Raw genomic sequence first — 11,648 nt, 5'->3', positions numbered from 1 at the left:
TCCTGAGCCAGGATCAAACTCTTCATCGTATAATCTTCAATAATATTGCGACCATACTTCCATAAAGAGCTCGACTCTCAAAAAAATCTCAGAAAATCTCACTTAGTTTAGTTTCTTTGTTGACTAACTTCCTTTCGAAAATTAATCTACGCTGTCAATTTCAATATCTCAATGAACTTACCTTTATCCGAAAATAAAGATTCAATTTTTGGTGATGGATCGGAGTCGAACCGATGCTTATTTAACCTCTCATCCTGTCTATGAACTCGCTTATTCGCTAAGCGGGTGCAAATATACAACTCTTTTTTAAACCTACAACACTTTGTAGAAAATAAATTAAAAAAGATTTGAAAGAACTTTTACGCTTCACCCTAAAACTAAAAAAAACGTTTTCCAAAGCGGGGTGCAAATATAAAACCATTTTTGATACCTGCAACACTTTTGAAAAAGTATTTTTATAAAATTTTAAAGAGCGATTTTTTAACACTTAAAACAAGCAATTCTGTTTCGTTAAGCGGGTGCAAATATAACCCCGTTTTTTAACCCCACAACATTAATTTAAACTTTTTTTAATACCAACTTAATAATAAATCATAACACACTGAAAACTCAGAACTTAAAATGAAAAATAAATTTCACCCACTTATACCTTAATATATATACTATTGAAAATACCATCAAAACCAAACGCCCCTAAAGCCCCATTAACCCTAGTAATTACAAGTGAAATCACATCACCTAAACTTCCGAAAAATAGGATAAATAATAATCAGTTTCTTATAATTCATACAGCTAAACTAAATAGATCACCATTCTATAACAGACAGAGAATTGCGAAATTCACTTCGGTTATAAACCAACAATTCAGAAAATTAAATTACTATTAGATTCTACTCATTAAACAATTCCCAAGAAAACACCTAATAACTAGTTTTTAATTCAAAATAATGATTTGATTATTCTCTGTTTACTTCGACACAGCAAATAGTAACGCTACATCAGAATACTACTGTTTTCTCACAAGAAACCATAAAACGAATATTGCAAAACGGTTAAACTAATAGTATCTTTGCAGCCTAAAATTTTCAACATATGATAGCCATTACCCTACCAGATGGAAGTGTAAAGCATTTTGAAGCAGGAGTTACTCCAATGGATGTAGCTAAAAGCATAAGTGAAGGATTTGCACGAAATGTAATTTCGGCTTCCTTTAATAAACAAACCGTAGAAACTTCCACCCCGTTAACACAGGACGGAAACCTTGTACTATTTACGTGGAAAGACGACCAAGGTAAAAAGGCGTTTTGGCATTCTACAGCACATATTCTTGCACAAGCACTAGAACAATTATACCCTGGAATCAAACTTACTATTGGTCCAGCAATTGAAAACGGATTTTATTACGACGTAGATTTTGGAGACATTACTATTTCCGATAAAGATCTGAAAGGGATTGAAAACAAAATGCTTGAAATTGCTAGAGGAAAGCACGAGTTTTCAATTCGCGAGTCTTCTAAAGCCGATGCGTTGGAATACTATAAAAAACAAAACAACGAGTATAAAGTAGAGCTTATTGAAAATCTTGAGGACGGAAGTATAACCTTCTGCGATCACGATAACTTCACCGATTTATGCCGCGGGGGACACATTCCAAATACTGGAATTGTAAAAGCCATTAAATTAATGAGTATTGCAGGAGCGTACTGGAGAGGTGACGAAAACAACAAACAGCTTACTCGTGTTTATGGAATTAGCTTCCCTAAACAAAAGGACTTAACTGAATACCTTCAGTTACTGGAAGAAGCTAAAAAACGTGACCACAGAAAACTTGGAAAGGAATTAGAACTTTTCACCTTTTCACAAAAGGTTGGACAGGGTCTGCCATTATGGCTTCCAAAAGGAGCAGCTTTACGTGAAAGACTTGAGAACTTCCTAAAGAAAGCTCAGAAAAAAGCTGGTTATGAAATGGTAGTTACACCACATATCGGTCACAAAGAATTATATATGACATCCGGTCACTATGAAAAATATGGTGCAGATAGTTTTCAGCCTATACTAACTCCGCACGAAGGGGAAGAGTTTTTGCTTAAACCAATGAACTGCCCTCACCACTGTGAGATATTCAACAGCAAGCCGTGGTCTTATAAAGATTTACCAAAGCGTTTTGCAGAATTTGGAACAGTGTATCGCTACGAACAAAGTGGAGAACTTCACGGTTTAACCCGCGTAAGAGGATTTACTCAAGACGACGCTCACATCTTCTGTACACCAGATCAACTTGATGAAGAGTTTAAAAAAGTAATCGACCTTGTACTTTACGTATTTGGTTCGTTAGGATTTGAAAACTTTACAACACAAGTATCGTTAAGAGATCCAGAGAAGCCTGAAAAATATATAGGAAGACCTGAACTTTGGAAAAAAGCAGAGCAAGCTATCATCAATGCTGTTAAAGACAAGAATCTGGATTACGTAATTGAAGAAGGTGAAGCTGCGTTTTACGGACCTAAACTAGACTTTATGGTTAAAGATGCTTTAGGAAGAAGTTGGCAGTTAGGAACTATTCAAGTAGATTACACACTACCAGAGCGTTTTGAATTAGAATACAAGGGAAGTGACAATGAAATGCACCGACCGGTAATGATTCACCGCGCGCCATTTGGTAGTATGGAACGATTTGTGGCAATTTTATTAGAACATACGGGTGGAAATTTCCCTCTTTGGTTAATGCCAGAACAGGTAAGTATCTTATCTTTAAGTGAAAAATATGAAAAATACTCCCAAAAAGTTTTAAATTTGCTTGAAAATGACGAAATTCGCGCCCTTGCTGACAACAGAAGTGAGACCATCGGTAAGAAAATTAGGGAGGCAGAAATGAATAAAATCCCTTATATGCTGATTGTAGGAGAACAAGAAGAAAAAGATGGTACGGTTTCTGTACGAAAGCATGGGGAAGGTGATTTAGGGACAATGTCTATAAAAGCCTTTTCAGAATTGATTCAGAAAGAAATAAAAGAAGAATCGATAGAATTTAATGTTTAACTAAATATTTTAAGCCATAGCAATACGAAGAAAAAGAAGTAGAGGACCTGCAAGGGTAATTAAGGAAGATCAACACAGAATCAACGGAAAGATTCGTGCTGAAGAAGTACGCCTTGTTGGAGACAATGTAGAGATAGGAGTTTATCCTTTAAAAAAAGCTCGTGAGATAGCAGCAGAGCAAGAACTTGATCTTGTTGAAATTTCACCAAATGCAAATCCACCTGTTTGTAAGGTAATAGACTATAAGAAGTTTGTTTATGAACAGAAGAAACGTGAGAAATCCTTAAAAGCAAAAGCGTCTAAGGTTACCATTAAGGAAATTAGATTTGGACCAAATACGGATGATCACGATTACGAATTCAAAAAGAAACACGGTATTAAGTTTTTGGAGGATGGTGCTAAGCTAAAAGCTTATGTATTCTTTAAAGGCCGCTCAATTATTTATAAAGACCAGGGTGAGATTTTACTTTTGCGTCTTGCGCGTGATTTAGAAGAATACGGTAAAGTTGAGCAAATGCCAAAACTTGAGGGTAAACGAATGATTATGTTCATTGCTCCTAAGAAGAAATAATCAATATTAAGTATTGATTTAAATTAAGTGACGTAAAACTTCGGTTTTTTTTTAATATAAACCGAATGTAATAATAATGCGAAATAATAATTAAATAAGAAAACATGCCTAAACAAAAGACAAAATCTAGTGCTAAGAAGCGTTTCAAGCTTACAGGTACTGGTAAAATTAAAAGAAAGCATGCGTTTAAAAGCCACATCTTAACAAAGAAGAGCAAAAAACGTAAACTTGCATTGACTCATGACGCGTTAGTGGACAAAGCCGATGAAAGTAACATTAAGCAAATGCTTCGTTTGAAGTAATAAGCTTAACCGGTTAAAACAAATTATTTAAACCCTGGAGTAGTGCTTTTATAAAGAATTCAAAATTCAGTCCCGATAGTTATCGGGATCAGAATTAAAGAATCGCCTGCTACAAAAAAAATTAAAATTATGCCAAGATCAGTAAATTCAGTTGCGAAGAGAGCCCGCAGAAAAAAGGTTCTTAAACAAGCCAAAGGTTACTTTGGAAGACGTAAAAACGTATGGACTGTTGCGAAAAACGCAGTAGACAAAGCAATGCTTTATTCATACCGTGACCGTCGTGTTAAGAAGAGAAATTTTAGATCTCTTTGGATTACTCGTATTAATGCGGGTGCAAGACAGCATGGAATGTCTTATTCACAATTTATGGGAAGTTTAAAGAATAGTGGAATCGAATTAAACCGTAAGGTTTTAGCAGATTTAGCTATGAATCATCCTGAGGCTTTTGCCGCAATCGTAAAGAAAGTAAAATAAGACAATAACTATATTATTTCGTATGAAAACCGCTTCAGCAATGAAGCGGTTTTTTTATTTTCACAGCTATTGTTTTATAATGTTTATCTTAGCTAAAAGCATTTTAATGAAACTTTTTGTCAAGATACTTCTTCTCTTCTTCCTGTTTTCGTACACCGAAATAAATGCTCAATTTAAAACCACTTATCACGACTCTAATGGTTCGAGTGTATATGTTCCGTTAGGCCAAATTTCTTTTGCTGATGAAGTCGTGTCCTTTACACTCGGCAATCCAAAACCATTTAAGGAGTTTAGAGACAGTTCTCAAGCCCTTCACGAACCAAATTACACCAAATATGAAAAAGCAGACTTTGTGTCTTTAGGATGCGGAGGTGTGTTGGTGGTAAAATTCACTAACAATGGGTTTATGAATCTAGAAGGAGACGACTTGTATATTTTTGAAGTTGGACCTTCCAAAGAAACTGCTACGGTTGAAGTTTCGTCAGATGGGGAGAATTGGATTTACGCAGGTAAAACAAAAGGCGGAAAATCTAGCATCGACCTATCCGATGAAGGGATAGACAACAATACTATTTTCTATTATTTACGGTTGACAGACCTTAAAGATTTATGTAGAAGTAAAACCGCCGGTGCTGATATTGATGCTGTAGCCGCGATAAATAGCGTTGTAAAATTAGATATCGCAGCTGATGTACTTTTTGGAGTGGATAAATTTGATTTAAAAGAATCAGCCACTAAAACCATAGATTCTATTTCTAAAGTTTTAGATGAAATTCCAAGTGCTACTATTTTAATTGAAGGACACACTGATAGTGATGGGACTGATGAGTATAATATCGAATTATCGAAAAACCGATGTATGTCTGTTAAAGATCGTTTAAAAGCAGCAAGTAAAAACTACGATAGATTCAATTTTGAAGTAAAAGCTTACGGAGAAAGCAAGCCACGAGTTCCAAATGATTCCCCAGAAAACAAACAACTAAACCGTAGAGTTGAAATTATGGTTCTTCCTCCTAAAGAGTATTATGAATCACTTTCAAAATAAAACTCTCTAAAAAACTATATTAGGTTTTCTGTTTTTTCTTCTTTGCTGCAGGAAATAATACGTTATTCAAAATAAGTCTGTATCCAGGAGATTTAGGGTGTAATGCTAATTCTGTAGGTGCATCCCCTACTCTATGTTGATAATCTTCGGGATCGTGACCTCCAAAAAAAGTGAAAAAACCTTTTCCTTTTATTCCGTGTATGTAACGCGCTTCCCCATTCGATTTATTTTCGCCCATTACAAGCACGTTGGATTTTATTTGATCTCTTGCAAAAGCCGTAGTTTGCCCCATAAATCCTTTCACTAAAGAGGTGTGGTTTTGACAAAGCATGGTTGGAATTGGATCCCACTTTGCTGAATAATCCATAAGGGAGAAATAATCTGTTTCCTTTTTAACCTTGCGCTTGGCAGTCATATCAATACTAGAAAACTCATAAACCATAGGGCTGCGCTCTAATACAAAATCGGTAAAAGCAAAGGTCTTACTATAATCAATTTTACTTTGATATCCTGGTTCGCTTGGATCACCATCAAACATTGGCTCACATATATCTACACCTTCAGCAGAAAGTGCTATATCAAAACTATCAGTAGCACTACACATTGCAAACATAAATCCGCCACCTATAACGTAATCTCTAATTTTTTTAGCGACAGCCAGTTTTTGTTCAGACACCTTATTGTAGCCTAATTTTGCTGCAAGCTCTTCGGCTTTTCTCTTTTCTTCTATATACCAGGGAGCAGAACGATACGCTCTATAAAACTTTCCGTACTGCCCAGTAAAATCTTCGTGGTGTAAATGCAGCCAATCGTAAAGTATCAATTGGTCGCTTAAAACTTCTTCGTCATAGACAGTGGTATAAGGAATTTCGGCATAAGTGAGCACCATAGTTACTGCATCATCCCAAGGTAAATTTCCTTTGGGGGTATAAACTGCAATTTTTGGAGCTTTCTCAAGGACCACAGCGTCCATGTTTTTTGAAGGGCTACTGATGTCAAGCAGAATTTGTTCTGTTTTACTGTCGGATAATACTTCATAAGAAACCCCTCTAATCTGACATTCTTTTTGAGTTTCTGCAGTATCGGGAAGTAAAAAAGATCCTCCTCTATAGTTTAGCAACCACTTTACTTTTTGTTGTTTTTCGAGTACCCAATAGGTAATCCCATACGCTTTTAGGTGTTCTTTCTGACTTTCGGCATCCATAGGAATAAGGATATAAGATGCAAAAGCATTTATAGAAAATAAAAACAGAAACAGAAAAGAGATTTTTTTGATCATAGCTCAAATATAGTAACAAATTTTAAGCCAGAGAGTTGATAAAATATAATATCGTATAGTTTCAAGAAAGAAGCTTTGTGTCTAAGGAAATTGAATTTCAGACTAAGCAGCTATCTTTTTACTATTAGTAATCTATGAAAGTCGAAGCGCGGATATTAATTGGGTACCCTGAAAAGAAAAAGGATGGAACATAAATTGTGTTCCATCCTTTTTTGTTTGTTGTAAAGTTTTTAATAAGTCTTAAAAAGGAACGTCATTATCTTCTAAAGAAGAAAAATCATCGTTCATCGAGCTACCAAAAGCTTCATTAGGAGATGGAAGGTTTTGTGGATTAAAACTATCGTCATTTGCTGCATCGTTCATTCGCGAATGAATTTCTGTAGGTGTGATAAACGACTCTAGATTCTCAAACTTACCAAGATGTCCTACGAACTTAAGACGAATTTCATCTAAACCACCGTTACGGTGCTTAGCCACGATAAATTCGGCCTGTCCTGCAGTTGGAGAATGCTCATCGTCATCCCATTCGTCAATTTTGTAATATTCTGGACGATAGATAAAAGATACAATATCGGCATCCTGTTCAATCGCTCCAGATTCACGTAGATCGGAAAGTAAAGGACGTTTACTACCTCCACGTGTTTCAACAGCACGAGATAGCTGAGAAAGTGCAATTACAGGAACGTTCAATTCCTTAGCTAATGCTTTAAGGTTTCGAGAAATTGTTGAAATTTCCTGCTCACGGTTCCCTCCTTTTTGAGTTCCCCCGGCAGTCATTAATTGCAAATAATCTATTATTATAAGTTTAATTCCGTGTTGAGATGAAAGTCTTCTAGCCTTCGCACGCAAATCGAAAATAGATAATGAAGGCGTATCATCAATAAATAGCGGTGCCTTCTCTAATCCTTTTACTTTTACGTTAAGCTGTTCCCATTCGTGTTTTTCAAGATTTCCTGTTCTTAGTTTTTCTGAACTAAGTTGTGTTTCAGAAGAAATAAGTCTTGTTATAAGCTGTACAGACGACATCTCCAGCGAGAAAAAGGCAACAGGTATATTGTGCTCAACAGCCATATTTCGTGCCATAGAAAGCGTTAGTGCCGTTTTACCCATACCAGGACGAGCTGCAATAATAATTAAATCACTAGGCTGCCAACCCGAGGTAAGTTCATCAACTTTTGCAAAGCCAGAAGGTACACCAGAGAGTCCTTCTTTATTTGCTATTTCTTCAATTCGTTTTTTAGCTTGTATCACAAGGCTCTGAGCAGTTTCGGAAGAACGCTTAATATTACCTTGAGTTACTTCGTATAATTTTGCTTCCGCAGTATCTAAAAGATCAAAAACATCTGTACTCTCGTCGTATGATTCTTCAATAATTTCATTTGAAATTTTAATCAAGCTTCGCTGAATATATTTCTGAAGAATAATACGTGCATGGAACTCAATATGTGCCGAAGAAGACACTTTTTGAGTTAGTTGAATGAGGTAATATTCGCCTCCAATCATTTCTATTTTTCCATTCTTCTTAAGTTGGCTAGAAACGGTTAATAAGTCGACTGGCTGACTGTCTTCAAACAGTTCATATATAGCTTCAAAGATAAATTGGTGGGCTTGTTTGTAAAAAACATCTGCGTGAAGAATATCAATAACCTCATCGACTCCTTTTTTATCAATCATCAAGGCGCCCAGCACAACCTCCTCTAAATCAACAGCTTGTGGCGGTATTTTCCCCTTTTCAAGAGAAATCACTTGAGCAGATCGTTTTGAAAAATTAGTTTGAGATTTGATTTGTTCCATTATGCGAATGTAAATAAAATGTTAAGAGAAAGGAATGATTTTATAAGGTACGATATTAACTGTTCATCAACAATTTAACTGTTGAAAACTATGTTTTGTTGTTGATAACCCGTAAAAAAATCCGAAGATTGCACTTCGGATTTACGGTATGCTAAGCTATAGTTAGTTTTAACTTTTAAACTCACCCATTTCTAAATATTTATCCATTCTCTTTTTTACCAAATCGGTTGGGGATAACATTTTTAAACCATCGTAAGTCTTTACAATTGCTTCAGAAACGGTTTTAAAAGTCTCTTTTCGATTACTATGTGCGCCACCTAAAGGTTCCTTCACAATTTCATCGATAAGTTTTAATTTTTTCATGTCTTTGGCTGTAAGTTTTAAAGCATCTGCTGCTTGTTCTTTAAACTCCCAGCTTCTCCATAAAATAGAAGAACAACTCTCTGGAGATATAACAGAATACCAAGTGTTTTCAAGCATTAATACTTTATCACCTACTCCTATTCCTAAGGCACCACCACTTGCACCTTCACCTATAATAATTACGATGATTGGCACTTTTAGGCGTGTCATTTCTAAAATATTTCTAGCAATCGCTTCTCCTTGACCTCTTTCTTCAGCTTCAAGTCCTGGAAATGCTCCTGGAGTATCTACAAAACAAACTACAGGTACATTAAACTTTTCGGCCGACTTCATAAGTCGTAAAGCTTTTCTGTATCCTTCAGGATTTGCCATCCCAAAGTTTCTATATTGACGTGTTTTGGTGTTGTAACCTTTTTGCTGACCCACAAACATAAAACTTTGGTCGCCTACTTTTCCTAAGCCACCTACCATTGCTTTGTCATCTTTAAAGCCACGATCACCGTGAAGCTCTAAAAATGTATCACCGCAAATAGCATTTATATAATCCATTGTATATGGACGATCTGGATGACGAGAAAGTTGTACACGCTGCCAAGGCGTAAGGTTTTTATATATTTCTTTCTTAGTATCGTTTAGTTTCTTTTCAATCTGCTTGCAAGTATTGGATACGTCTACTTCGCTCTCTTCTCCAATAAGACAGGCTTTTTCATACTGCTCTTGCAATTCTTTAATAGGGAGTTCAAAATCAAGATATTCCATAATATATTTCCTTCTTTTTATAAAGGTTGGTGTACAAAGATAAAATTTTGTTTTAGAGGTTAGACAATCTTCGTCTTTTTCTTTCTTGTGTTATTTTAATGATGCCATTTGCAACTACTGTAATTAAGATAATTAAAGCTCCATAATAAAACTGAGGGCTCATATTTTCTGAATCACCTAAAATAATGAGTGCTAGAATAATACCGTATACTGGTTCCATATTAATGCTAAGCATAACCGTATATGGACTTATCCATTTCATTACGTGTACCGATGCAATAAAAGCATACGCTGTACACACTGAAGCTAAAATTAAAAGGTACATCCAATCGTAGGCAGATACCTTGAAAAAATCGGCTGTAAAACTTCCTGAAAAAGCCAAATATATTGTTATTCCTAAGACGCCAAACATCAACTCATAAAATGAAATAGCCGATGCTTTGTGTTTTAGTACAAATTTCCCGTTGATAACCGAAAACAGGGCACTTAGAAATGCTGAGATTAGCGCCAATACAATTCCTAGTGTATAGGAAGCTTCCACATCGAAAATAACATAAAGTCCTGCTACAACTACCAACCCGAATAATACTTCGTATAAAATTACTTTTCTACCATAAATTAACGGCTCTAAGATTGATGCAAAAAAAGCTCCAGTTGAAAGCACAGCAAGCGTTACCGATACATTCGATGCCTTTATCGCTCCAAAAAAAGTGAGCCAATGCAAGGCTATAATTACACCTCCGAGTGCAAAGCCTGAGAGTGTTTTAAAAGAAAAGTTGAGTTTTTCTTTTTTAAACTTCAGAAAAGCAAAAATTATTAGCGTAGCTAACAACATTCTGTACCATACTAGTGGAATAGCTTCTAAGGAAATCAAAGCTCCTAATACAGCTGTAAACCCCCAAATAAATATTATAAAATGAAGATGGAGGTAATTAAGTAGCTTATCGTTTCGCATTTCTCAACAGATAAATGGCCAATATTGCAAATACAAAGTTTGGAAACCAAGTGGCGACTAAAGGAGAGAAATCACTTTGCTCGGCCATAGTACCAAACACCTTATCGAAGAAAACAAATATCATCCCGATACTAATTCCAATTGCGAGGTTAAGCCCCATTCCTCCACGTCTTTTTACAGAGGAAACTGCTACAGCAATAATGGTTAGGATATAAGCTGAAACTGGTAAACTCCAACGTTTGTAACGCACTACTTCATATCGATTAATGTAGGAAGAACCACGTGCTTTTTCCTTCTCTATAAAGTCGTTTAGTTCGAAGAAATTAAGTGTTTCTGCTATATAGGTTACAGGCGTTAAATCTTCCATAGTGAAAGAGAAAACCGTATCTAATTTATGTTCCGTTTGTAGGATGTCTTCATTTTCTCCTATTATACGTTTTCGGTAGTTAAACAGAGAGTAAGTACTATCTTCTTCATTGTACTTAATTTGTCCAGCCGAAATTTTGTAGGTCATTTTATTCCCTTCAAAATGCTCTAAAGTGAAGTTGCTACCAATCTTTTCAGCAACATTAAAGTAGCTTACATAGATGTATTCGTTCTTGTTTATTTGTGTGTAAACATTGCTTTGATCTCGATCTTTTCTTCCTTTCTTCAAGTATTCATAAGAAAACTCATTGAATCCCTTACTCGCTTTTGGCGCTAGGTACATACTAAACCCCAAGGCTGCGATACATACGATTGTTGCACCAATTAAATAAGGTCTTAGAAATCTAGAATACGAAACTCCACTACTTAAAAAGGCAATAACCTCGGTATTATTGGCAAGTTTTGAGGTAAACCAAATTACTGAAAGGAATAGAAACAGCGGAAAAAGTAAATTGGCAAAATAGATTGTAAAGTTATAGAGATAGATTAAGACCTCCATTAGAGGCACTTCATTCTCTAGAATTTTGTCAATTTTTTCAGCCAGATGGACTGCAATACCGATAGGGATAAATAGCAATAAAAGGAGCGTAAAAGTGCCCAAATATCTTTTAAGTATGTATTTATCCAGTATGCTAAGCATT

At 35.6% G+C, this 11,648-nt stretch carries 10 protein-coding genes; 5 read left to right on the top strand and 5 right to left on the bottom strand.

Features of this window, described 5'->3' with window-relative positions; all coding sequences use genetic code 11:
- Positions 1-1,092 precede the first annotated feature (1,092 nt).
- The 5 genes from thrS (at position 1,093) to G3A46_RS13680 (ending at position 5,431) form a co-directional block, all read left to right on the top strand.
- Positions 1,093-3,039 (top strand): threonine--tRNA ligase, encoded by a 1,947-nt coding sequence (gene thrS, locus G3A46_RS13700; RefSeq protein ID WP_165150672.1) that lies wholly within the window; start codon positions 1,093-1,095, stop codon positions 3,037-3,039.
- A 58-nt stretch (positions 3,040-3,097) separates the two neighbouring features.
- Positions 3,098-3,610 (top strand): translation initiation factor IF-3, encoded by a 513-nt coding sequence (infC, locus tag G3A46_RS13695; protein WP_262710122.1) that lies wholly within the window; start codon positions 3,098-3,100, stop codon positions 3,608-3,610.
- A gap of 104 nt (positions 3,611-3,714) precedes the next feature.
- Complete coding sequence (rpmI, locus tag G3A46_RS13690) at positions 3,715-3,912, top strand: 50S ribosomal protein L35 (RefSeq protein WP_139856717.1); 198 nt, start codon at positions 3,715-3,717, stop codon at positions 3,910-3,912.
- Positions 3,913-4,041: 129 nt separating this feature from the next.
- Positions 4,042-4,386, top strand: coding sequence for a 50S ribosomal protein L20 (rplT, locus tag G3A46_RS13685; RefSeq protein WP_139856715.1), 345 nt, complete (start codon positions 4,042-4,044; stop codon positions 4,384-4,386).
- A 106-nt stretch (positions 4,387-4,492) separates the two neighbouring features.
- Positions 4,493-5,431 (top strand): OmpA family protein, encoded by a 939-nt coding sequence (locus tag G3A46_RS13680; RefSeq protein ID WP_165150670.1) that lies wholly within the window; start codon positions 4,493-4,495, stop codon positions 5,429-5,431.
- 19 nt (positions 5,432-5,450) lie between these two features.
- On the opposite strand, the gene G3A46_RS13675 is transcribed toward G3A46_RS13680, so the two are convergent.
- The 5 genes from G3A46_RS13675 to G3A46_RS13655 all read right to left on the bottom strand — a co-directional run bounded on the left by G3A46_RS13675 (position 5,451) and on the right by G3A46_RS13655 (position 11,647).
- Positions 5,451-6,710: an asparagine synthetase B gene (locus tag G3A46_RS13675; RefSeq protein ID WP_165150668.1), complete on the bottom strand. Its 1,260-nt coding sequence runs from the start codon at positions 6,708-6,710 to the stop codon at positions 5,451-5,453.
- 240 nt (positions 6,711-6,950) lie between these two features.
- Complete coding sequence (gene dnaB / locus G3A46_RS13670) at positions 6,951-8,504, bottom strand: replicative DNA helicase (RefSeq protein ID WP_139856709.1); 1,554 nt, start codon at positions 8,502-8,504, stop codon at positions 6,951-6,953.
- 168 nt (positions 8,505-8,672) lie between these two features.
- Positions 8,673-9,626 (bottom strand): acetyl-CoA carboxylase carboxyltransferase subunit alpha, encoded by a 954-nt coding sequence (locus G3A46_RS13665; RefSeq protein ID WP_139856707.1) that lies wholly within the window; start codon positions 9,624-9,626, stop codon positions 8,673-8,675.
- 52 nt (positions 9,627-9,678) lie between these two features.
- Complete coding sequence (locus G3A46_RS13660) at positions 9,679-10,581, bottom strand: DMT family transporter (RefSeq protein WP_165150666.1); 903 nt, start codon at positions 10,579-10,581, stop codon at positions 9,679-9,681.
- A complete protein-coding gene (locus tag G3A46_RS13655; RefSeq protein WP_139856703.1) occupies positions 10,568-11,647 on the bottom strand; it encodes an LptF/LptG family permease in 1,080 nt (359 codons plus the stop codon). The genes G3A46_RS13660 and G3A46_RS13655 overlap by 14 nt, the downstream gene beginning before the upstream one ends.
- Between the last annotated feature and the right edge of the window lies 1 nt (position 11,648).

Source organism: Aequorivita sp. KMM 9714 (genome assembly GCF_011065475.1).
Classification (GTDB): domain Bacteria; phylum Bacteroidota; class Bacteroidia; order Flavobacteriales; family Flavobacteriaceae; genus Aequorivita; species Aequorivita sinensis.
The sequence above is the reverse complement of the archived record's forward strand: the minus strand, read 5'-3'. Positions and strand labels throughout refer to the sequence as shown.